The organism is Hyphococcus formosus (genome assembly GCF_046736345.1).
GTDB lineage: Bacteria > Pseudomonadota > Alphaproteobacteria > Caulobacterales > Parvularculaceae > Hyphococcus > Hyphococcus formosus.
In genome coordinates, this window is the sequence record NZ_CP157210.1 from 2,002,320 (window position 1) to 2,026,112 (window position 23,793).

The following is a 23,793-nucleotide window of genomic DNA, read 5'->3' on the forward strand; positions in this document are numbered from 1 at the left end:
CTAATCTTCGATCCACGGCGGATCTTGCGTATCGAGGCCCGTGACGCGGGTCAGCGCGCGTTTCTTGAAGGCAGGGATTTTCAAAAATATATTGGCAAGATGATCGCGTGCAAAACGCCCGACACCACCAAGATGTAGCAAAGCATCCGTTTGTTGGCGGGTTTGCTTGATGACCATACGCACATGCGGCAGACGCAGTTTCGAATAATTGGCTTCGGTTCTTTTGTGGATCATCCAGGCAAGCCAACAGGCATCTTCGATTCCCAAATTCATCCCGCGCGCGCCGATCGGCGAATGGATATGGGCCGCATCACCGGCCAGAAAAACAGACCCGCGCTGCATTTTTTCGACATGACGGAAATTAATGTGGAATGATGATTGCCAAATCACGCGGCCCGTCGCCAAATCCTTTGGCAAAATGCGCTTTATATCTGTATGCGGAGAAATAAACCGAAAAACATTCCCGCCCAACGGAATTCGCGCAAGCAGGTGCCCGCCGGAAAAATCCACAACCATCTCAGTGGCATCCAGTGGCTTTTCGGTTTCAATATCCACAAGGCTAAATTCCGTCGGATAGCTGTCGCCCGTAAAGGAAAAACCAAACCCGTTGCGGATGGAGGAACTCGCCCCGTCCGCCCCGATGATTTTATTGGCGCGAATGCTCTCTAACCCGTCCGGTGCATTCACATCGAGAACAGGCTTTTTCGGGTTGCCATTGGCGGCGATCACTTCCCGGTTCCATTCCACCGCAACGCCATATTGCTTTAGCGCGTCGGCGAGAATCCGCTCGGTCCGGCCCTGCGGCAAAATTAAAATAAACGGATAGAGCGCGCCGGGATGATCAAAACCGGCGCTGATGACATCGCGGCCCTTTTCATTCCTTACGCGAATGCGCTCGCCCTTAATGCCTTGCGCCAATAGCTCCGCGCTCACGCCAGAGGGGGCCAGCAATTGCAAGCTGCGATTATTGATGCCGAGGGCGCGGGATTCTGCCTCGGGGGTGAAACCATCCCCCTTGTCGATGATGCGCGGTTTTATACCGCGCCGGGATAATTCCAGTGCACAGGCAAGCCCCGTTGGCCCTGCCCCTACAATCAAAATATCTGTATCGCTCAAGGCGGATTACTCTGGCTTTCGGAACTTCAGAATAAAGCGGTCGGTTTTTCGGCGAACCGACGCATCGAAGACATTCATATTGTAATCATCATCGCTATTGTGAAGGACATCACTTTCCCCAACAAAATCGAATGATTGTTCCGTCGCGAGATTGAGTACGATCGCCGGGTCAATCCGATGAACGGTGCCGCCGGTGGTCGGCGGTGACCCCACCGCCGCCCGGTGATCGATCACAACAAATGTGCCGCCCGGTTTCAAAATGCGTTTAATCTCTGCGAAAGTTTCGACCGGATCGCCCAGCGACGTGCCGCCATTGGGCGTAAAGTAAAGATCATGCGGGCCCAAAATCCAGGTGACGATATCGACCGACGCATCTTCCGCATCAAGATCATCAAAGGGTGACTTTGAAACCCGCACATTGGCAAGCCGGTTATTCGCAAGTCGTTTTTCAACGACGTCACCCAGAAAACTGTCAAACGCCGCCGGGTTTTGCATGATGACCTGACCATTCGGCCCCACAAGGCGCGAGAACAGCTCGGTGTAATAGCCGCGCCCGGCTTCCATTTCGAAAATGGTCATGCCCGGTTCGATCCCGATGAATGACAGGACACTCTCCGGCTTGCGCAAATCATCGTCGCTGCGGTCTTCGACCGGGCGTTGGCGACTGGCGAGCGCCGCATCGATAGCGCGGTCGCTGGCATCGGGTTTTTCCGCAAGCTCCGCCGGGGTCGTCGTTTGATCCGGCGAGCAGCCCAACAGAACCGCACTTGCGAATCCGGCCAATGCAAAGGACTTGAAAATTACGCCAGCCATAACGCCTCCCCGAATGAGCAACCTCCGCTCAATCCATCCGATTTTGCATTGTTAATCGTCTTTAGGGGCGTTGGCAAAAGTGAATCCCTGCGCGGCTTTGGCAAGATAAGCCATTTTGTCCGCTTGAACCGCCGGGCCACGGTCACTAGACAATTGGGACAGAGGACCGAAGCGATGACCATCGATACGCACAGCGCGCCGACCGCCGAACAACTCGACGCTATTCGCGCCATTGTCGGGCCGAAGGGCATTGTCGAAGGCGACGATGCCACGCCTTTTATATCGGAACGGCGCAATCGGTGGCAGGGCACGACGCCGCTGGTGGTCGCGCCGGCATCGCCGCAAGAGGTTTCCGAAATCGTCAAAATCTGCGCGAAACACAAAATCGCCATCACCCCCCAGGGCGGAAATACCGGTCTTGTGGGCGGGCAAATCCCGCTCGGCAATGAAATTCTTTTATCGCTCAAACGCCTTCGCAACATTCGCGCGGTCGAGCCGCTGAATAATTCGATGACGCTTGATGCGGGCCTGACCCTCGCCGAAGCGCAAGAAATCGCGCGCGAGGCCGGACGGTTTTTCCCGCTTTCCATCGGCTCGGAAGGCACCTGCCAGATTGGCGGCGTGATTTCGACCAATGCGGGCGGCGTGAATGTGTTGCGCTATGGGAATATGCGCGATCTGGTCCTTGGGATCGAAGCCGTCCTGCCCAATGGCGAAATCTGGAACAGCTTAAAACGTCTGCGTAAGAACAATACCGGTTATGATTTAAAGCAATTGCTGATCGGCGGCGAAGGCACGCTGGGGATTGTGACTGGCGCGGTCTTGAAGCTCTTTCCCCTTCCCGCACAGAAAGTAACGATCTGCGCGGGCCTCGATAATACGGATAATGTCGTCAAACTATTGTCGCTGGCGCAAGCGGCAACGGGCGGTAATGTTTCAAGCTTTGAGTTGATGTATCGGTTATGTATCGACTTGACCCTGAAACACATTCCCAATACGCGCGATCCGCTGAACGCGCGTCATCCAGTTTATGTGTTGGCTGAGTTCACCTCAAGCGCACCGACAGATGCGGGCCTGCGCGAGTCCGTCGAAGCACTGCTGGCTGATGCGTTAGAAAAAATTATCATCCGTGATGCGACCATCGCCGAAAATGAAGCGCAGGCGCAAAACCTTTGGCATATTCGCCATTCTGTTTCTGAGGCGACGTCGGGCGAAGGACTAGGCGCGCGGCATGATGTTTCTGTCAGCACGAATGATATTCCCGCCTTTATCGAAAAGGCGAATGCGGCCGTTAAAAAGATCGTTCCCACGGCGCGGTTTGTAACCTTTGGCCATATTGGCGACGGGAATATTCACTACAATATTCTTGCCGAAGAAGGCGCAGACAAACATGCGCTTGATGATCAGCGCGAGACCATTGAACAGGCGGTCTATGATGTGATTGGCGACTTTGACGGCTCGATTTCTGCCGAGCACGGTATTGGCCGCCATCGCCGTGATGACCTCGCCGCGCGAAAAAGCCCGGTCGAGATGGAAATGATGCGCGCCATTAAAAAAGCGCTCGATCCCCAAGGGATCATGAATCCCGGTAAGATGCTCTAGCCACATTCAACACGAAGGACGCTGCCCCGCATGCTGATATTATTGTCTCCTGCGAAGAACATGAATTTCGACCCGGCCCCGGCGGCCCCAAGGGCGACGAAACCTGTGTTTTTAAAAGACACCGCAGAACTTTCTGAAACGACAGCGACCTTAACAAAGTCAAAGATCAAGACCCTGATGGGGATTTCCGAAAAACTTGCGGATCTCAATTATGAACGCTTTCAGGCTTTCAGCCCGGACGGCAAAAGCGAGAGCCTGAAACAAGCGGCGCTCGCCTTTAATGGCGATGTCTATCTCGGGCTTGATGCCAATAGCCTTTCTGCGGACGACCTCAGGCGCGCGCAGGACAAGATCCGCATCCTTTCCGGCCTATACGGATTATTGCGGCCCCTTGATGCGATTCAGCCCTACCGGCTTGAGATGGGATCAAGGCTTAAAAATACACGCGGCAAAAACCTCTATGAATTTTGGGGTAGCCAGATCGCTCAAGAGATCGACAAATCCCTAAAAGGGCACAAAGACAAAACCGTCGTGAACCTCGCTTCGAACGAATATTTCTCCGCCGTTGACCGCGCGGCACTAAAGGCACCGGTGATCACGCCGACCTTCAAAGAAGAAAAAGACGGAAAGCTGCGTCAGCTTCAATTCTATGCGAAACGCGCGCGCGGTTTGATGGCCCGTTGGGCGGTCGAAAACCAAATCGACGATGCGAATGACCTCAAGAAATTCAATGTCGAGGGTTATCGATTCCAGAAGGACCAATCGAGCGATGACACGTGGCTTTTCACCCGGCCGCAGCCACCGGCCAAAAACCCGCCGAAAAAGCGCAGCTAAGCACGCTTTCCGATTGGGCACACCGTAACAAGGCTTGGCTTAAGCCGCAGCTTCGTTACGGGCTTTGGCCAACCCCGCTGCGAGCGATGCGTTTTCGGTGATGCTGTCCCAATCTTCATGCTGAATGAGGTGCGCTGGCGCAATCCATGACCCGCCAATACAGGGCACATTCGGAAGCGCGAGATAATTTTTCGCGGTCTCCAAGGTAATGCCGCCGGTCGGACAGAACACAATATCCGGCAGCGGGCCGTAAAGAGACTTCAAAAAGTCCACACCGCCCGATGCCTCCGCCGGGAAAAACTTCATCGCCTCAACACCCTTCTCCCGCGCGATCATTGCGCCGCTGGGGGTTGCCACCCCCGGCAGAAAGGGCAGCGCTTGTTTCAATAAATGCTCAATCAAACTCGGCGAGCAGCCCGGCGTCACCAGAAAATCCGGTTTCGCGGTCAAGGCGCGATTGAGATCGTCAAAAGACGTGACGGTGCCCATCCCAATCGTCAGTGAAGGAACGGCTTTTTTCATGAGCGGCAGGGCAGCGACCGCTTCCGGTGTCCGCATGGTCAATTCAATCACCGACAAGCCGCCGGCCTTTAGCGCATGTGCAAGCGGTGCTGCATGGTTCAGATCGCTGATCTGAAAGACCGGCATCACAACGGCCTCGGCGAGTATCTGCTTCATGCTATCCATTATGCGTTCTCCGACAATTCAAATGTCATCGCGCCGGTCTCGGCGGAGGTCACAAGCTTGCGCATACCTGCAAATAGCTCACGTCCGGTTCCCCGGCGTTCCGGCTCAAGATCGCGCGTCACCGATTCCCGCGCCGACAAATCGACCTGCAACACCTCAAGCGTTCCTGCGGTTGCATCCAGACGCACAATGTCGCCGTCACTGATCTGGCCGATTGCGCCGCCATCCATGGCTTCGGGCGACATATGTATCGCCGCAGGTACCTTGCCGCTCGCGCCAGACATACGGCCATCGGTGACCAGCGCGACCTTGAAGCCTTTGTTCTGCAGAACCGACAATGGCGGCGTGAGTTTGTGCAATTCGGGCATGCCATTGGCCTTTGGCCCCTGAAACGGAATGATCGCAATGAAATCCTTTTCAAGCTCGCCTTGCTTAAACCGGTCCATGAGGTCGGCCTGCGATGAAAACACGATGGCTGGTGCCTCGATGATTTGGTTTTCCTTCTTAACAGCAGAAACCTTGATGACCGACCGGCCAATATTGCCGTTTAGAACGACCAGGCCCCCTGTTTCGCTGAAGGGGTCTGTCACGTTACGGACGATTTCTGGGTTTCGCGGGGTCTTGTCGGCGGCATCCCAGACCAGTTGCCCCTGATCGAGGCGCGGCGTGCGCGTATAGGCATAAAGCCCCGCCCCCGCCACGGTCGACACATCATCATGGATCAAGCCCGCTTCGATAAGTTCGCGAATGATAAAGCCGATACCGCCGGCTGCGTGAAAATGGTTCACATCCGCAGACCCATTCGGATAGACACGCGCGAGCAGTGGCGTTACCGCCGACAGATCAGAAAAATCATCCCAATCAATGACCACGCCGACGGCCCGGGCCATCGCAATGAGATGGATTGTATGGTTTGTTGATCCGCCCGTGGCATGAAGCCCCACAATCGCATTCACGATGGAACGCTCGTCAATTACCTTTGAAAACGGGGTATACTGATCGCCTAGCGCTGTTGTCATTGCCGCTTGCCGGGCTGTCTCTTCGACAATTGCGGTACGCAGCGGCGTTCCGGGATTAACGAAAGCCGATCCCGGGATATGCAGCCCCATGATTTCCATCAACATTTGATTGGAATTTGCCGTGCCATAAAAGGTGCATGTGCCGGGGCTGTGATAGCTGGCGCTTTCGGCAGCGAGTAATTCGGCCTGATCGATTTTGCCTGCCGCATATTCCTGACGCACCCGCGCTTTTTCATCATTCGATAGCCCGGTCGGCATTGGTCCGGCGGGCAAGAACAGAATTGGCAAATGGCCAAATCGCGCTGCGCCGATGAAAAGACCGGGGACGATTTTATCGCAAACCCCAAGCATCAGCGCGCCATCGAAAACATTATGCGACAGGGAAACCGCGGTCGCCATCGCAATGACATCGCGCGAGAATAGAGAAAGATCCATTCCCGCCTGCCCTTGGGTCACGCCATCGCACATCGCCGGCACGCCGCCCGCAATTTGCGCCGTCGCCCCCATGTCGGAGAGGGCCGCCTTGATTATGTCGGGATAGGCCCCAAGCGGCTGATGCGCCGAGAGCATATCATTATAGGCGCTGACAATCGCGATATTAGGGCCTTCGCCGCTCGCGAGGCTATGTTTGTCCGCCACCGAACAAGCCGCCGCGGCATGCGCAAGATTTCCGCAAGAGACGCTTGTCCGATGTGGCCCTTCGCTCGCCGCCGCATTCATTTGAGACAAATAGGCTTCGCGAGTTGGTCGACTTTTCTCTCGGATACGATCGGTAACGCGCGCAACGGTTTCATGAAGCTTCATGATTTATTCCTTTTGGTGCTCAACATGCCAAGGCGATCAGGTTTAGGGCGCGCCTCATTTGCCCGCCCACCATTCGCGGCCATCACGATCAAGCAACATCGCCGCTTGTGGTGGGCCATCTGTCCCGGCGGGGTATTTATGAACCGGGGTTTCATCGGCTTCCCATGCCGCAAGAATACCATCCACCCATTGCCACGCCGCTTCGACTTCGTCGCGGCGCATGAAAAGGGCAAGATCACCCCGCACAACCGCCATCAATAGCCGCTCATAAGCATCCGGGTAACGCGCTTCGAAATGATCTGCATAGGACAGGTTAAGCGGCACATAGCGCAAACGCATACCGCCCGGCCCGGGGTCTTTGGTGGTCAGCAGCAATTTAACGCCCTCGTCCGGCTGTAGGCGGATTACCATGCGGGTCGGCGGCGGCGGCGCACCATCCTTAATCAGGGAATGGGCGACATCTTTGAACTGCACAACGATTTCCGAATGGCGGCCCGACATGCGCTTGCCCGTCCGCAAATAGAACGGCACGTCCTTCCATCGCCAATTATCCAGATTGGCTTTAAGCGCCACAAAAGTTTCGGTGTTGCTGCCGCGCTCTAATTCCGCTTCGTAGCTTTGAACGACTTCGCCGTCGGTCGCGCCGGACGCATACTGCCCCCGAACAGAGATATTGCGAATATCCCTCAGCTTGACCGGCCGGAGCGCCTTAAGAACCTTTATCTTTTCGTCGCGGACCGTGTCGGAGTTCAGGTTAAGCGGCGGCTCCATCGCCACCAGACACAACAATTGCAACAAATGATTCTGGACCATATCGCGCAAGGCCCCGGCCGTGTCATAATAACTCGCCCGCCCCTCACAACCGATCGATTCTGCGACCGTGATCTCTACGTGATCAATCGCATTGGCATTCCAGATCGGTTCAAAAATTGAATTCATGAACCGTAAAACGATCAGGTTCTGGACAGTCTCCTTGCCCAGATAATGATCGATACGGAAGATATTTTTCTCCGCGAACACAGCGCCGACGCCATCATTGATCGCGCGGGCGGAGGCAAGATCCTTCCCAATAGGTTTTTCAAGCACAATGCGGGCGTCCGGCGCTTTCAATCCCGCGCTATCAATATTTGCCGCAACCGCACCATAGATATTGGGTGGCAGCGCTAAATAGAAAACCCGTAGATTATCGCGGCGCTGTTCCAGCAATGCCGAAAGGCCAGACCAATCGGCTTCAGCGTCCGCGGCGTTCACCGCGCGATAATGTAATAGGCTCGAAAAGCGCGTCCATTCCTCTGCTGCGATTTCCGTATTCGGATTGAATTTACGATAGCTATCATAAACGAGCTTACGAAACGCCTCGTCATCCATTTCCGTTCGCGAGACACCGACAATGCGCGAGGCATCGGGGATCTGCGAATCGCGCCAACGGTGAAACAAGGCCGGGATGATCTTACGCAATGAAAGATCCCCCGCCGCACCGAAAATAATGATATCGAAAGCATCAACCGGAATGAACTGCGCAGCAGATGATATTTCTTCCATGCCTTAAAACTCTTTGTACTCGCTCATCATTTATACTCAGTATACCAACATTTTGATCGAGAATGATGGTGGGAATGTCGGCTAAGTGGCGACCAGCATTCGCCTTTTTGGTAGCAGCGACGAACCAAAATCACGCATATGGGCCCTCTCCGCTCCTCGCTGAAAACAGAAACCAATATAATACCATTTATCTACATCAGCAAGCCGGAGATCCGTGCGCAATTACCAGATTTTCGCTAATTACGGCTATTTTACTGCAGTTTCTCACAAAAGTGACTGATTTCGTTGGCGGAAAGCTGTTTGCTATTGGTATTTTATTGGCATTGAAAAAATAGGCGAAACCAGAGTGGCGCGGCCGATCTCGCGACCCCAAACCGTACTGCACAGAGACTGTGCAGCCCTTTGGCTATTACTCTTTTGGTTTTTTAACGAGCGATCCCAAAAACCCCGGTGCCCCGCCATCAATGCGCGCCGCGCCAACAACGCGCTCATAATATTCGATCGGCCCTGCGGCCCCGATCACCGCATAGGCATAGCCCGCAGCACGCATATCCGTCATTACCCGGAAGAGTAACGCAGTCCCCACGCCCCGGCCGCGTCCGGCCTCAGCCACGCCGGTAGGACCAAAAACCCCCTTCGCCGCCGCATCAAAACAGGCAAACCCGATGATGGCCTCATTGGAAAGTGCGATATAGGCGGCGCTCGGCGAAAGATTGGCGGCATAGGAAAACTCTGTCGCCCAGCCGTCGCTGAATTCCTGACGGACCCACTCGGTCGCCGTTTTAAGCTCTGCCTGAAAAACCTGACGGATCAAAATACCGGATGGCACTGGCGGTGCTTCGGGCAACCGATAAAGCGGGACGAGCAGATCATGCATAACACCAACATCCAATTTGAATTGCCACGATCACTGACTTGATCGTAAGCGCAACACAATAACGGCAAATAAAAAAAGGGGAAAGAAACCAAACGGTCCCTTTCCCCTTCATTTTCCTATCTTGCTCCCTGGGAGGAAATGGGAGCAATCAGGTCAATCGTTGCACTGATCGCGATCAGTGACGTTTCGCATTGCGAAACTTAGAAGCGCGCGCGCACCGACGCACCGAATGAACGTCCGACAGCGTCATACTCACTGACGGTACCGAAGAAGTTACCACCGGCCAGCGGCAATGGTGGCTCTTTATCAAAGAGGTTCTTGATACCTGCAGTGACCGTTACATTCTCAGTCACGTCATAGACACCAGTCAGGTCGAAATAGTTCTGTGAGCTGATGGTATCCGCTTCATCAAGCGCGTTATGAACGCCGCCGATCCGGCGCCAAGAGAATTGCGCCGCGAATGGGCCTTGCGCCCAGTTCAGATCGGTGCGGTGCTTGTAGTCCTGCTGAAGGAAGCTAGCGAAGTCACCAGAACATGAACCACCAAACGTACCCTTACAATCGACAGCATCGACTGTTGCGTTTGCCTGACGGGTGTAATCCGTCACGATGGTTGCCTGATAGTTCAGCTGGAATGCTTCACCAGGCTCGCCGAGAATATCGAGCGGCAATACAAGCGCTACGTCAATGCTCTTTTGCTTCAAGCTTGCCAGATTGAAATCGTTCACCAGCGCCTGACTAATCAAGCCCGTTACCGGATCACGGAGAACCGCGCCGCAAAGCGGGTTATCCGGGGTCGGATTATCAATATAGCAGTTTGTTAGCGCCGCAATTGGCTGGATCTGGCTGACCGCATCGGTGATTTCAATATCAACATAATCGACGGTCAGGCTTGAACCCGGATAGAAATCTGGCGTGAGGACCATACCAACGGTAATGGTTTCGCCTTTTTCCGTATCGATATTCGGGTTACCGCCAAAGCTGTAGATTGCAGCGCTTGTATCAAATGGCGTGCCGGGCGCTGCTGCACCTTGGGCCGCACATTGTGCTGCATCGCCACGTCCATCAAGACAAGGGTCGCCGTCGAAACGACCGCCAAGACGCGGAATGAAGTCAGGGCTTGTTGGGTCAAAGAGTGACAGCGAAAGCTGCACTTCCGGTCCGGCAAACTCGCCAAGGTTTGGTGAGCGAACCGTTGTCTGACGCTGACCGCGGAAACGGATCTGATCGTTGACGACCCATGTACCGCCCAATTTGTCAGCATTACCTGTGCCCGTTGTTGAGAAATCAAAGTGACGGAACGCCCCTTCGAAATTCAACTGCTGAATGAATGGCAGGTCAGCCAGCAATGGAACCAGCACCTCGCCAAAGACTTCGTTTGTGTCGAAGCTCGCATTGTCGAGTGACAACACGCTGCCAAGACCGAAGCCGAGACCATTCTGCACCGCAATTCCCGGAACAGCTGAACCGGTTTCTTCGCGATATTCATAACCGCCGGCAAAACCGATCGGGCCCGCTGGCAATTCAAAGACATCTGCCGTCGTACCGGAGATAATCAACGAAGCCACCAACTGATCACGTGTACGGTCCTGATAGAGGATTTCCGTGCCGAAATCGCTGAAGTCAGCATCCGGACCAAAAATGTCTACCGTGTCCGCGATTGCGCCAAAGCGGCTGTTGCCGCTGCTGTCATTGCGGATCGCATTACCAAAGACGGTCGCATTTTCTTCTGACCGACCATACTGGGTGTACATGTCCCAAGAAATGTTATCGGTAATATCACCGCGGATACCACCAACAAGCTGGAATGTATCGCGGCTTGTGACCGTGCGCTGAAGGCCGAGGCCGAGATTGCGCTCGACATTCACTGTCGCCTCACCGCCCACAAAAGTCAGCAGCGGCAATGCTTCAGCAGGAATGAAGGGGTTGGTCTCTGAGATCGTAACTTCTTCATTGACGCTGATTGGCGTCTGACCGCTACCACCCGCACCGGTCACTTTCATGTCGGTGTAGAATGCACGGCCGTAAACTTCGACATTGTCGAGGACTTCATAGTCGAACAGAACCGAAGCGTGGAAACGCTGCATCGGCTGGATCAAGAAACGATCAGGCGTCGCATCAAAAGTCTGACGTTCGGTTGAAAACGCGCCGTTATTGTCAAAGGCAAAGAAATTGCCGCTGGCAACATCGGTGAAGTTACCGCCGATAGAAGGCACCGCCGTAACCGTGCCCGATGTGAAATCGCGCTCGCCCGCCAAGAGCTCAAAACGCTCCGTATAGGCCAGATAACCGACAACATGACCGCGACCATCGCCGATTTCAGCGCCCGCTTTAAGGTCGGCAGAAATTGATTCGCCGCCGCCGCTTGGCACCTCACCCGATACTGACATCTCAAGGCCTTCGAAGCTGTCGTCGAGAATGAAGTTCACGACACCAGCCACAGCATCCGCACCGTAAATCGCTGCGGCACCGCCGGTTAGAACCTCTACATTTTTGATGAGACCGGTTGGGAGCGTGTTCGTATCCACCGCATTACGGAAGCTGAACGGAACAGCGCGCGTACCATTGACGAGGACCAGCGTGCGGTTCTGACCAAGACCGCGCAGGTCAATCGTTGAGGAGCCGAGGGAGTCACCAACCGCAGCACCGGTTGCATTCGCACCACCGCCGGCTTGAGGCAGGCGGAGGAAAATATCTTCGATGACAACAGAACGATCAGTTTTGATCTGTTGTTCGCCGATTGATGTCACCGGCGTCGGTGATGTCAGGCCGCTACGTTCGATACGGCTACCAGTAACAACAATAGTATCCTGCGCCTGGCTCGCTTGCTCGCCCTGCGCGTGCGCTGGGGCCAACCCGAGCGCCAAAAATGGCAAAATACTCGCCGCCCCCGATAATGTAAGTTTAGATTTCAACAAGCCGTGGTCCCTCCTATGAGCTATTGCCTGTTGCGGCCAGCAGTGGTTGCAAAGGCGGATTTATGATACCATATTGCTACCAATGCGCAGATCAGTCAAACAGGAATAGACCAATTTAAGCGCACAGATAATTGCTGTGCCATTTTGGCAACATCGAAATGACGGTCTATAACGTAGCATTCGCCAATAAAATGGCACAAATGCTTGCTTTTAATCGCCATTATCCCCTCCCCGCTTGCCAATTAGACTGGTACACAAGGTTGTATTAGTCCAAAGAAACAAATATACTACCAATGCGAGGGTGTAGCATTTTACCAGAGCCGATGCGCGATGACATGCGCACCTCGTCGCGCCGCCTGAATTGCGGCTAGTGGCCTGTAACTAGAGGATAAATTCGAGATATGCCCACCGAACAGTTCGAAACGAAGATGTTTCATGAGGCTGGCGAGGCACCCGACCGGGTTGCGGCCCAATTTCAGAATAATACCAGTGCGATTAACGAGATCGCGAAACGGCTCGCCAGTGACAAGATCAATATGGTCGTCACCTGCGCGCGCGGTAGTTCAAGCCACGCGACCGTCTACGGAAAATATCTGCTCGAACGCCAGACAGGCAAGCCTGTCTGCGCCTTTTCGCCATCGGTCGCCTCGGTCTATGGCGCGGCGTTGAACCTTCGCGGCGCAATGTTTCTCGCGGTTTCGCAGTCCGGCCGGAGCGAGGACCTGTTGCAATCGGCAAAGGCGGCCAAAGCTGGCGGTGCCTTCACGGTGGCATTGACCAATGACAGCGCTAGCCCCCTTGCGGATCTGTGCGACGTCACGCTTCCTTTGCTGGCGGGCGATGAAACCAGTGTCGCCGCAACAAAGTCTTTTATCTGCTCACTGACAGCATTGGCGCATATCGCGTTTGCTGCGGGCGGCGATGACAAAGGCTTAAGCGCGCTTGAGCAATTGCCGACGCATTTAAGCCAGGCATGGGAAGGCGAATGGAATGCGGCCCTCCCCATCTTGCAGGACGCGCGGAACCTGTTTGTTTCCGGACGCGGTGTCGGCTTTGGCATCGCCAAGGAAGCTGCGCTGAAGCTGAAAGAAACGAGCGGCCTGCATGCAGAAGCATTGAGCGCGGCGGAGCTGCGTCACGGCCCCATGGCGGTCGTTTCAGAAGGCTTTCCGATTTTAGCCTTTGTGTCTGCGGATGAGTCAAAACAAAGTGTCCGGGAGCTGGTTTCCTTTTGCGCCTCGAACGGCGCGAAATGCCTGACTGTGGGAGAGGCCGTGCCTGACGCATTAAATCTTGATTGCCCAGTTGGCGATGATCCGCGCCTGACGCCGATTTTACAAATTCAACGGTTTTACCGTTTTGCAAATGCGCTTTCATTGGCGCGCGGCAAGAACCCGGATGAACCGCCATTCCTGAAAAAAGTAACGGTGACGGTCTGATGTTCGCGCTAACGGGATGCCCCATTCTTTTCAACGATGCGTGGACGGAAGGTCATGCGGTTCTCGTTGATGGCGCGCGCATTGCGGATATTGTGCCTTTGGGATCTGTGCCCGCAGACGCAGAGAAAATAAGCCTTGATGGCGGCATCCTCGCGCCCGGATTTATCGACCTTCAGGTCAATGGCGGCGGCGGCGTTTTGTTGAACGACGCGCCAACTGTCAAAACCATTGCGACCATTGCCAATGCCCATCGCACCTACGGCACAACCGGGCTGTTGCCTACGCTCATTAGCGATACGCCAGAGATAATCGGGCAAGCGATTGCGGCCGTGGACGAAGCGATTGCATTAAAAACGCCGGGCATTTTAGGCATTCACATCGAAGGGCCTGTCCTCAACCACGAGAAAAAAGGCGTCCATGACCAGCAGAAATTCCGCGGTTTGGACAGCGACTTTATCGACCTGTTGTCGAGCCTGAAAAGCGGAAAAACCCTGGTCACCCTCGCGCCGGAACAGGTCGCGCCTGGTGAGATTGCCGAGCTTGTCAAACGCGGCGTGATCGTTTGGGCCGGCCACACCAATGCGGATTATGATACGGTCCGGGCCGCAATCGATGAAGGTCTGTCCGGGTTTACGCATCTTTATAATGCGATGTCACCGCTCACCAGCCGGGCACCGGGTGCGGTCGGCGCGGCGTTTGATTCGGATCAAACATGGGCGGGCATTATCGCCGACGGGTTTCATGTTCACGACGCCTCCCTGCGCGCGGCCATCAAATGTAAAGGCATTTCAAAAACAGTTTTAGTCACCGATGCTATGCCCAGCGTTGGTGCGCCGGACGGCTTTGATGGTTTCGATCTTTTCGGCCAATGGGTCGATGCAACCGGCCCGCGCCTCACGATCGAAGCGGGCAATCTGGCGGGCTCATCCCTTGATATGATGTCGGCCGTTCAGCACGCCCACAACCATCTCGGCGTCACACAAGCGCAAGCAATTTCCATGGCGTCATTAAGCCCGGCACAGGCCCTCGGCATTGAAAATGATTTGGGCGAAATCGCCGCCGGAAAATACGCAAATCTTGTGCACCTGTCCGATGACGGACAGGTCAAACGAAGCTGGATTAACGGAGAAGGATAACGGCCCAACCCGATTGAAAACATCATCGGTGGAGTGGCCGTTAACGCTGATTGCTTGCGTGCTCGCCTTCCCAAGCGCGCGATTAGTCGGTATATTGGTTTTATTTTGGTATTCTCGGTTAGATTTACCAATTACGAGATACGACAAGAGTTTAGGAGACCTGCATGTCCACAGAGGATGTGAGCCAACGTTTCGTCAATATCGATAGCTGGCCGGCCAAAGATGCCGTGGATGCCATGATCGACGGCCAGCTTGCTGCCGTCGCATCGATACAACCGCTGTCTTCAAAGCTCGCTGACGCTGCGACCGCCGCCGCGGCGCGTCTCGCTGATCGTGGCCGCCTGATTTATGTGGGTGCCGGTACGTCTGGCCGCGTCGCGGCACAAGATGGCGTTGAACTGTTTCCGACCTATGGCTGGCCGAATGAAAGGCTCGTCTATGTTGTTGCGGGCGGACCAACTGCGCTTGTTGAAAGCGCTGAAGGCGCTGAAGACGACGTGGACGAAGGCGCGGGTGAAATTGAAAAGCTCAATGTCGGTGAAAATGACGTAGTGATTGGCGTCGCCGCGAGCGGCAGAACGCCTTTCACCATTGCCGCGCTCGAAGTCGCTCGCCAAAAGGGTGCGCTTACGATTGGAATCGTGAATAATCCGGGTGCGCCTCTCCTCGAAACTGCCGATTTCGGGCTGGTCGCAGAAACTGGTAGCGAAGTCGTTGCAGGATCAACCCGCATGAAAGCCGGAACGGCCCAAAAAGCGATTCTGAATATCCTCTCGACAACGATTATGTTGCAATTGGGCAAAGTCTATAAAGGCCTGATGGTGAATATGGTCATCTCGAACAAAAAGCTTCGCCATCGCGGGGCCGAGATTGTCCACAAACTTTCTGGCGTATCCATGGATAAAGCCGACGCCGCGCTGACCGAAGCCAACAACGATATTCCAACCGCTGTTTTGATTGGCTTTGGTCTTGAGAAAAACGACGCCGCCGCATTGTTGGCGCGGCATAAGGGGCATTTAGGTGCTTCGATTGAAGCACTAAAGGGGTAATTTCGATGCAGCCAATGTCAAAAGACAATCCGACACCGCTTTATCTGCAAATCGCGAATAACATTCGCACCAAGATAAATGATGGTGAAATTGTCGATGACGAGGCGCTGCCATCGGAACGCGAATTGACGGCGATGACCGGCGCGTCTCGCGTCACGATTCGCAAAGCGATCGATAAACTCATTGCCGAAGGGCTGCTCTATCGCAAACAGGGATCGGGGACCTATGTCTCCCCGCGCATTCAGTCGCCCTCCTCTTTCCTGAGCAGCTTTACCGATGATGCGATCAAGCGCGGTGATGAGCCGGGTGTCTTCTGGATCGTAAAATCTTTTTCAAACCCCACTGCGGATGAAGCGGCGCAGCTAGAGATTGCCGTAACATCAGAAGTTGCGCGATTAGGCCGAGTGCGTTTGTCGAATGGCGAACCTTTGGCCATCGAAAACGCCATTGTGCCAAAGGAATTCCTGCCGGAATTGGATACGCTCGGCGATTCTCTATACGAAGCCCTCTCTAAACTCGGTCATCGCCCAATTCGGGGCCGACAAAAAATCCGCGCCTCGCTCGCAACCCCAACCGAAGCGGGTCTTTTGCAGATCGATGAAGGCAGCGAAGTTTTGCGTATCGAACGGACAACCTATTCCGCCAGCGGCTCAGTTGTCGAATATACCCGGTCGGCCTATCGCGGTGATCGCTATGAATTTGTTTCCGATTTGAGTTAAAGCTTTAAATGCCAACAACGAACGCTGCCTCCGATAACATCGTTGAAAAATTCCGTAGCGTTCTCGGGCGCAAATATGTCCTGACGGGACATCACAAAACAAAAACGTACCGAACGGGCTATCGCGGCCAATCTGGCGAGTGTCTTGCCGTGCTTCTTCCGGGCAGCTTGCTCGAATTATGGCGCACGCTCCAGATCGCGGTCGAGAACGATCTCAACATCATCATGCAGGCGGCGAATACCGGCCTCACCGGCGGATCTACGCCCCATGCCGGTTACGACCATGATGTGGTCATCATCAGCACCAACCGGTTAGAGAAAATCTACCCGATTGATAATGGCAATCAGGTCATCTGCTTTCCGGGCAGCACGCTGCACAAGCTCGAACAGACGCTGGCCCCGCTGAACAGAGATCCCCATTCCGTAATCGGATCATCCTGTCTGGGGGCTTCGGTCATTGGCGGCGTATGCAATAATTCAGGCGGCGCGCTGGTCGAACGCGGCCCCGCCTATACGGAACATTCTCTCTTTGCCAAACTGACCGAGGATGGGGAACTCGCCCTCGAAAACGGATTAGGCGTCGATTTGGGCAGCACGCCCGAAGACATTCTAACGCGCCTGGACAATAAAACTTTCTCGGACACAGACATCGCGCCGAGCAACGGCATGGCGTCCGATCACGAATATAAAGACTGGGTGCGCGATATTCATGCCCCCACGCCTGCGCGGTATAATGCGGACCCACGGCGCCTCAAGCAAGCCTCCGGTTGCGGCGGCAAGCTCGCGGTCTTTGCGGTCAGGCTCGATACCTTTCCCAAGAACACCGCCGAGAAAACATTTTTTATCGGCACCAACAAGACAGCGGTTCTGACGACCTTGCGGCGGAAAATATTGGCGGACTTTGCCGAACTACCCGTGCTTGCGGAATATATGGAACAGAACTGCTTCAAGTTCACCGAACGTTATGGGCGCGACACGGTCTATCTCATTAAAACGCTCGGCACGCAGCGCTTGCCAACTTTCTTCAAACTAAAAGAAACGCTGGCGTCGCATCTTGATGACATTCCGTTTCTTTCGTCCTCGTTGATCGATCAGTGCCTGCAAGTTTTTTCTCGGTTTGCGCCCAATCCGCTACCGAAGACGATCAAGGAAATCGCTGACAAACGGGCGCATCTCCTTATTTTAAAGGTAAAAGATCGCAGCGTAGACGAGACAAGGAAGCTTTTATCCGAACTAAGCGAAGACTATGACGTTCTATTTCATGCGTGCACCGACAAAGAGGCGTCCACCGTCGGCCTGCACCGGTTTGCGGCCGCGGGCGCAGCGGTCCGCTACCAGACCATCAAGTCAAAGGATGTCGGCGAGGTCCTCGCATTGGATATCGCACTCCCCCGCAACACAACCGATTGGCAGGAAAAACTCCCCCAGAGCCTCGACCAGAAAATCGAGAACAAACTCTATTATGGGCACTTCATGTGTCAGGTCTTTCATCAAGATTATATCTTGAAGGCAGGCACCGACACGGGCGCAATCAAATCCGAAATGCTGGACCTTTTAAAACAACGAGGCGCGAAATATCCCGCTGAGCACAATGTCGGCCATGCCTATCAGGCGGAGCCGCAACTCGCAGAGCATTACCGAGCGCTCGACCCGCGAAACCAGCTCAATCCGGGGATTGGCAAGGATTCTAAGCGTCGCTTTTATGCCGAGTAAGGTTTCGCACGCGAACCTTTAGGGCCGTTGCATCGTCAAATTGCTTAATCCGCGGATGAATTCGGCAATCGGGATCAGACTGCTCAGTTGAGCGGATTTCATCAAGGATAGTGCCGAGGGACTGTTCTTGCGCACGCGCGAAAAATGCCCGCTCATCCGAAATTTCCAAAACTTCTGTATAACGACTAAACCCGTCTGAGGTCAGCAAAAAATCCGTCTCCGCGTTATTCGGGAGAGTACTGGAAACAATGTTACGCGGCACCATCGGCGATAAGGTCAAAACATTATAGCCGTCTTCCCGATTCACATATTGACGATTGTTCCGCTGGCTTGATTTTAGCGCTTTCGACAATTCGCTATGGGGCGCATCTGGTTGTTCGTTTTGCAGTGCGATCAGCCGGTCCAGCGTTTTTTGTTCAAATGGCTCAACGGATCGGTCACCGAAAACCGTAACGCGCCCTTCCATATCTTTAAACCGGATTGCGCTGTCCCCGATGGAGGTCAGTTCGATCTGACCATCCACCAAACGCAACATGGCGAAAGTCGCCGCTGGTTCTGCCATGTCAGGTTGTCCAAGGTCAGCCCATAATGACCGGCAGTCGTCGATTGCCAGATTGATGAGCGAAAGCGTCGGCGCATCGGGCCGCAACAGCATATGCCGGGAAAAATGCGCCGAAAATGTTTGTGCGTACCACCGCGCGGCCGTGCCCCCTCCAACAATAGAGGTTTCAAGCCCCGACACCCCATCAAGGACCCAGACCGCATTGGGGAGCCAGCCAACGGCATCCTCATTATCGCGGCCATTGCCTTTTTCGCATACGGCGTCGAGAACAGAAATATAATACTGAGACATCACGGGAGCGATATGCGTTGGATTAGTAAATCGCGAATTTCTGCTGTACGTCGCGCCACGCCTCTTCGTCCGGGGTGGTTATTGCGTCGAGATCGCTGGCCACCGCCTCTGGATCGTCAACCCACTGACGAAGCAACTCACTGCCATTGATAACATCAAAGGCAAGTTTGTCATTTTCGTACTCATACGGAAAATCGCGCCAGATATTGTAATCGGGATAGAGCTTGCGAATCGCATGAAGCGCAAGCGCGATGATCCGCCAGGGCTTGAACCGGTCATGCTGATAGCTCGGTTCATCAGCGTGGATCTGGAACCCATGACAAAGCAGATGTTCATGCTTGTGGAATGTGGGCTCGAACCAACATTCTCTCAAACGGCATCCTTCCGCCCACTGAGGGGCCATTTTTTCCATCAGGGACAAAACTTCTCTGGCGTTGATGTCGGGCGCGCCGATCACTTCGAGCGCACGGGTCGTGCCCCGCCCTTCGGAAAGCGTCGTGCCCTCTAGCATCACTGTCCCCGCATAGGCCCGCGCCATATTGAGGGTCGGTGCGTTCGGGCTGGGGTTGATCCAAGAGCGCTCCAATAGCGGCCAGCCATAGCCGGGAGCCGCATCCGGTTGCCAGCCAGACATTTCAATGACTTTGTAATCCACATCGAGCTTGTTTTGATCGATGAACCATTTCCCCATCTCGCCCAAGGTCATGCCGTGGCGCATGGGCATCGGGCCAGCACCGACAAAGCTCTCCCATCCCGGCTTCAAGGTCATGCCTTCAACCGGGCGGCCCGCCGGGTTGGGCCGATCAAGGACCCAAACGGTTTTGTTGTGTTTGGCCGCCGCTTCGAGCACATAAAGAAGCGTCGTGACAAAGGTGTAAATGCGGCATCCAAGATCTTGGAGATCAACCAACAGGACATCGAATGTGTCCATCATTTCGTCGGTTGGCCGCCGCACCTCGCCATACAAACTAAAGACCGGAATATTATAGACCGGATCATGTTCGTCCGCGGTCTCGACCATATTGTCTTGCTTATCGCCTTTGAGGCCATGCTGCGGACCGAAAGCCGCCGTCAGATTAATGTCGTCTAGCGCCGCAATCGCGTCGAGCCCGTGTTCAAGCGTATTTGTGACCGTTGCTGGATGGGCCAATAGAGCGACGCGTTTATTCTGAAGCGGCTTACGCAATGACGCTTCATTCAACAGTCGATCCAATCCAAACAAAATCATTAGGTGTCCTTCCTATTCACAAGGGTTCCTGTGAACCCCTTTTTATCATGGAAATCCGGGCGATCTGATGGGTGCGCAAGCGCCCAATAGCTAATCCCATTGTCGCTGGCTTCAATCACCGCAGAAAGCGCGACCGGGACAGCCGCGCTCGGCACCGCACGCAGCGCCGGCGCATTAAGTCGTACACGAAGCATGAAGCGGTCATCATCGCGCGCAATGTCGAAAGTCTTGATCTCGACGGCCTCTAATGGCTGCATCCCCGCGCGATAGCGCTCAAAGCCATAGGCCGCCCATTGCCGTGACGGCGAAAAATTAAACTCCAGATAGCGCTCGCTATCCGGCATTGCGACAAACAGCTCAAAACAGGTCGTTTGCCAAAGCTCGTCAGCGCGGATGATTGGCCGGGCCGCTGGCCAGACGATTTGATCCAGGTCGCCGGAGACCACAAACCCCGCCTCAAGCTCACCCGATTCATCAAGACCGGCGTGGGCAACAAGGCTCCGTACCGCTGGCAGAGGCGTTGTCGGATGGGCCACAAGCGGTAGCTGATTGGTATCAGCCTTGGTCGCCATGTTATGGTTTGGAACGGTATTCATCGCTTGATATTAGAGGCCCCAGATTTATGAGTTAAGAATGGACATACACCAATTTAATACATATAGTCGAGGATTAACCGCGACCCTTGGCCAATCAGGCCGGTTTTTCGCAGTATTTTTGCTAGATCCGGCAGAATTCAGCGCAAAAGCGGACATAAGGAACGAAATTGGTGTTACATTGGTTGCTACTTTCTGACGTAAACGCGAGATGACTTTCGAGACGGTAACAGATAGAGCAATCGGGTTTCCAAATAGGCTCAATTCATGACTGAAGCATCATTTTTTCTAGGTATAGATGCAGGGGGAAGCCGCTGCAAAGCCAGGCTGGTCGATCCGAACGGGCAGATTCTGGCCGAAGTCGAATCGGGCCCTGCCAATGCCCGCATCGGTATCGAGCGCTTGAAAACCGCCCTGATTGAAATTGCAGAAAAAGCGCTCACGAAAGCGGACATCCCCCATTCCGCGCTGCCCACTGTCGTCGCAGGGATGGGCATTGCGGGCATAACCCGCCCCGGTATGCGCGCCGCCATTGAAAATCTCGACCTCCCTTATCGTTGCCGCGCATTTGATACGGATGCGGCGATTGCCTGCCTCGGTGCCCATGCCGGTGCTGATGGCGCGATCTTGATCCTCGGCACAGGAAGCATTGCCTGTATTCGCGACGGCGACAAAACATCGACCATCGGCGGATATGGGTTTCCCATCTCCGACGAGGGAAGCGGCGCGGCCCTTGGCCTGAGCGGCGTGCGCCATGCCTTGCGGGCCCTCGACGGACGCACCAAAGCGACCCCACTCAGCGCCGCGATTTCGAAACAGTTTAACGACGACACCGCCAAAGCCATTGCCTGGATGGATCAGGCAACCCCTTATGATTATGGATCATTCGCGCCGTTGATTTTGGATTTCGCCGAGAAGAATGATGAAATCGCGCGGTCAATCGTCGAAGACGCAGCGAAACATGTGGAGCGGTTTATCGAGACCATCTTTGCAAAAGGGGCCAAGCGCTGCGCGCTGGTGGGCGGCGTTGCGCCGCGCATGATCCCGTGGCTGCGTGCGCGCACTACAAGCCGACTTGTCGATGCCGCCGGTGATGGCCTTGATGGGGCGCTCCTTCTGGCCGGATGTAATCGCTTTCAAGGGAAGTCATGACCATCAGTCTAAAGAGCAATAATTTTTCATCATAACTTGTGACAAAATCAGCAGATCAAATACGCGCTTTTGATTTGCCTTGAGGATCCTTTGCGCGGAGGACCATGGATGAGCTTTACAATAATTGATTGGGCCGTGCTCGGCGGATATTTCGCGATCGTATCAGCATTAGGGATCTATCTTTCCCGGCGCACGGCGGCTTCATCCAAGGAATATTTTCTCTCAAAAGGCGGTTTGCCGCTTGCGCTGATTATCTTTTCGGTTCTGGCCACCACCCAATCAGCGGCGACGTTTCTGGGTGGCCCGGATATTGGTTTTCGCGGCAACTACACCTATCTCGCCGGCACGATCGGCACCATTCTCGCCAGTGTTATCGTGGCCGTGGTTCTGTTGCCCAAGTTTTATGCCGCCAATGTCATAACGGTCTACGATCTTCTGGACAAAGCCTATGGCGCGATTGCCATGCGGTCTGCGGGGGCGATGTATCTTGTGGGCCGTATTTTCGCCAATGGCGCGCGGTTATTCATGGCGGCCCTCGCCGTTGCCTTGATGGTGTTCTCCGATACGAGCTTTAGCAGCGTTGCCCTCGCCTCTTGCTTCATCACTTTTGTCGCCTTGGCGTTTACCCTTGTTGGTGGGCTTCGCTCGGTCGTGGCCAGTGATGCGCTGCAATTCGCCGTCTACGTATTTACGGCAATTTTCATCTTGATCGGCCTCTATCAGACCCTTGATCTCCCGCTTTCCGAAATCATGGCCGCGGCGCAAAACGCCCCCGATGGTCAGAACAAATTGGTCCTTTTCGACTTTTCGCTGAATATGCAGGACCCGTTTACAATGCTGTCTATTCTGACCGGGCTGACACTTTTGCTTTTGGGCAATTATGGCCTCGATCAAGATACAACGCAGCGCTTGCTCGCCGCCGGTAGTGCAAAACGCGCAGGCACCGCATTGATTATTGCAGCGCTTTTGGCGGTTCCGCTGACCTTCATCTTTGTTTCGATTGGCCAGCTCTTACATATCTTTTATGAGCGTCCTGAAATTACGGGACGGCCTGTGACCTCGCTCGAACTCGAGAGCACAACGGTCTTTATGCAGTATATTCTGAGCGAACTTCCGGCAGGCGTGCGCGGTCTTGCGGTGACCGGCGTTGTGGCCGCTGCAGTCTCGACCCTTAATTCGGGCCTTAATTCTATGTCCGCTGTGGCCGTGAGCGATTTTTACCGCCCGCTTCGGAATGACAAATCCGAACGCCATTATGTCCGCGCCGGCCAAGTCGCGATGCTGAGCTTTGCGCTTTTGTTGTTTTTGATGTCCTGCCTTTGCTTTTATTGGCAACAATCGACCGACGCACCGCTTCTCGAATTTGCGCTGTCGGTCATGACTTTTGCCTATGCGGGCCTGTTGGGCATCTATGCGACGGTCGTCTTCACCAAACGCGGCAGCACGCTGTCGATTGTTGCGGCGCTTATTGTTGGCTTTATCGCAATGGGATTGGGCGACAATAATATTGGCGGTGCGATCGGCGTCCCCGAAAGCTACACCAAGCTCGCCTTTACATGGAAACTTTGCGTGGCAACCTTTGTGGCGTTTCTGGTCGCGAGCATGGGCAATCGCCGCAATGCGCCAGTAGAAGCGCAAACAGCGGATGCACCGGAAGTGAAGGCACAAACAGCGGAAGCGCAGCCAGCGTAAAGCAATCG

19 protein-coding genes are annotated in these 23,793 nt (G+C 54.6%); 9 read left to right on the plus strand and 10 right to left on the minus strand.

Going from position 1 to position 23,793, the window contains the following annotated elements; all coding sequences use genetic code 11:
• Together ABFZ83_RS09175 and ABFZ83_RS09180 are read right to left on the minus strand one after the other, a co-directional pair.
• A complete protein-coding gene (locus ABFZ83_RS09175; protein ID WP_411816249.1) occupies nt 1-1,116 on the minus strand; it encodes an FAD-dependent oxidoreductase in 1,116 nt (371 codons plus the stop codon).
• 6 nt (nt 1,117-1,122) lie between these two features.
• Nucleotides 1,123-1,929, minus strand: a complete 807-nt coding sequence (locus ABFZ83_RS09180) for a class I SAM-dependent methyltransferase (RefSeq protein WP_411816250.1) — start codon at nt 1,927-1,929, stop codon at nt 1,123-1,125.
• 174 nt (nt 1,930-2,103) lie between these two features.
• Here ABFZ83_RS09180 and ABFZ83_RS09185 point away from each other — a divergent pair, with 174 nt between their 5' ends.
• On the plus strand, nt 2,104-3,531 hold the full coding sequence (locus ABFZ83_RS09185; protein ID WP_411816251.1) for an FAD-binding oxidoreductase: 1,428 nt from the start codon (nt 2,104-2,106) through the stop codon (nt 3,529-3,531).
• A 30-nt stretch (nt 3,532-3,561) separates the two neighbouring features.
• A complete protein-coding gene (gene yaaA / locus ABFZ83_RS09190; RefSeq protein WP_411816252.1) occupies nt 3,562-4,365 on the plus strand; it encodes a peroxide stress protein YaaA in 804 nt (267 codons plus the stop codon).
• A 39-nt stretch (nt 4,366-4,404) separates the two neighbouring features.
• On the opposite strand, the gene eda is transcribed toward yaaA, so the two are convergent.
• The 5 genes from eda to ABFZ83_RS09215 all read right to left on the minus strand — a co-directional run bounded on the left by eda (nt 4,405) and on the right by ABFZ83_RS09215 (nt 12,212).
• A complete protein-coding gene (gene eda, locus ABFZ83_RS09195) occupies nt 4,405-5,052 on the minus strand; it encodes a bifunctional 4-hydroxy-2-oxoglutarate aldolase/2-dehydro-3-deoxy-phosphogluconate aldolase (RefSeq protein ID WP_411816253.1) in 648 nt (215 codons plus the stop codon).
• Entirely contained in the window at nt 5,052-6,875 is a 1,824-nt protein-coding gene (gene edd / locus ABFZ83_RS09200; protein WP_411816254.1) for a phosphogluconate dehydratase, read from the minus strand. The genes eda and edd overlap by 1 nt, the downstream gene beginning before the upstream one ends.
• A 54-nt stretch (nt 6,876-6,929) precedes the next feature.
• Nucleotides 6,930-8,417 (minus strand): glucose-6-phosphate dehydrogenase, encoded by a 1,488-nt coding sequence (zwf, locus tag ABFZ83_RS09205; protein WP_411816255.1) that lies wholly within the window; start codon nt 8,415-8,417, stop codon nt 6,930-6,932.
• Between the two features lie 409 nt (nt 8,418-8,826).
• Nucleotides 8,827-9,294 (minus strand): GNAT family N-acetyltransferase, encoded by a 468-nt coding sequence (locus ABFZ83_RS09210; protein ID WP_411816256.1) that lies wholly within the window; start codon nt 9,292-9,294, stop codon nt 8,827-8,829.
• Nucleotides 9,295-9,494: 200 nt separating this feature from the next.
• On the minus strand, nt 9,495-12,212 hold the full coding sequence (locus ABFZ83_RS09215) for a TonB-dependent receptor domain-containing protein (RefSeq protein ID WP_411816257.1): 2,718 nt from the start codon (nt 12,210-12,212) through the stop codon (nt 9,495-9,497).
• Nucleotides 12,213-12,613: 401 nt separating this feature from the next.
• On the opposite strand from ABFZ83_RS09215, the gene ABFZ83_RS09220 reads away from it, so the two are divergent.
• From ABFZ83_RS09220 to dld, 5 genes are all read left to right on the plus strand, one after another.
• Nucleotides 12,614-13,651 carry an SIS domain-containing protein gene (locus ABFZ83_RS09220; RefSeq protein WP_411816258.1) on the plus strand — a complete coding sequence of 346 codons (1,038 nt, stop codon included), beginning with the start codon at nt 12,614-12,616 and terminating at the stop codon, nt 13,649-13,651.
• The gene (gene nagA / locus ABFZ83_RS09225; RefSeq protein ID WP_411816259.1) at nt 13,651-14,787 is read left to right on the plus strand and encodes an N-acetylglucosamine-6-phosphate deacetylase; all 1,137 of its coding nucleotides are present in this window, start codon (nt 13,651-13,653) and stop codon (nt 14,785-14,787) included. Before ABFZ83_RS09220 ends, nagA begins: the two co-directional genes overlap by 1 nt.
• Before the next feature lie 164 nt (nt 14,788-14,951).
• Nucleotides 14,952-15,836, plus strand: coding sequence for an N-acetylmuramic acid 6-phosphate etherase (locus ABFZ83_RS09230; RefSeq protein WP_411816260.1), 885 nt, complete (start codon nt 14,952-14,954; stop codon nt 15,834-15,836).
• Between the two features lie 5 nt (nt 15,837-15,841).
• Nucleotides 15,842-16,555, plus strand: a complete 714-nt coding sequence (locus ABFZ83_RS09235) for a GntR family transcriptional regulator (protein ID WP_411816261.1) — start codon at nt 15,842-15,844, stop codon at nt 16,553-16,555.
• Between the two features lie 8 nt (nt 16,556-16,563).
• Complete coding sequence (gene dld, locus ABFZ83_RS09240; protein WP_411816262.1) at nt 16,564-18,267, plus strand: D-lactate dehydrogenase; 1,704 nt, start codon at nt 16,564-16,566, stop codon at nt 18,265-18,267.
• Here dld and ABFZ83_RS09245 read toward each other — a convergent pair.
• Genes ABFZ83_RS09245 through ABFZ83_RS09255 form a run of 3 tightly spaced genes read right to left on the minus strand, consistent with a single transcriptional unit; the run spans nt 18,242 to nt 20,944 of the window.
• The gene (locus tag ABFZ83_RS09245; RefSeq protein ID WP_411816263.1) at nt 18,242-19,120 is read right to left on the minus strand and encodes a protein phosphatase 2C domain-containing protein; all 879 of its coding nucleotides are present in this window, start codon (nt 19,118-19,120) and stop codon (nt 18,242-18,244) included. The two genes, dld and ABFZ83_RS09245, sit on opposite strands and share 26 nt — an antisense overlap.
• 22 nt (nt 19,121-19,142) lie before the next feature.
• Complete coding sequence (locus tag ABFZ83_RS09250) at nt 19,143-20,348, minus strand: exo-beta-N-acetylmuramidase NamZ domain-containing protein (RefSeq protein ID WP_411816264.1); 1,206 nt, start codon at nt 20,346-20,348, stop codon at nt 19,143-19,145.
• Entirely contained in the window at nt 20,348-20,944 is a 597-nt protein-coding gene (locus ABFZ83_RS09255) for a DOMON-like domain-containing protein (RefSeq protein WP_411816265.1), read from the minus strand. Before ABFZ83_RS09255 ends, ABFZ83_RS09250 begins: the two co-directional genes overlap by 1 nt.
• A 264-nt stretch (nt 20,945-21,208) precedes the next feature.
• On the opposite strand from ABFZ83_RS09255, the gene ABFZ83_RS09260 reads away from it, so the two are divergent.
• Nucleotides 21,209-22,093 carry a BadF/BadG/BcrA/BcrD ATPase family protein gene (locus ABFZ83_RS09260; RefSeq protein WP_411816266.1) on the plus strand — a complete coding sequence of 295 codons (885 nt, stop codon included), beginning with the start codon at nt 21,209-21,211 and terminating at the stop codon, nt 22,091-22,093.
• A gap of 108 nt (nt 22,094-22,201) precedes the next feature.
• Nucleotides 22,202-23,785 (plus strand): sodium:solute symporter family transporter, encoded by a 1,584-nt coding sequence (locus ABFZ83_RS09265; RefSeq protein ID WP_411816267.1) that lies wholly within the window; start codon nt 22,202-22,204, stop codon nt 23,783-23,785.
• Nucleotides 23,786-23,793: the final 8 nt, after the last annotated feature.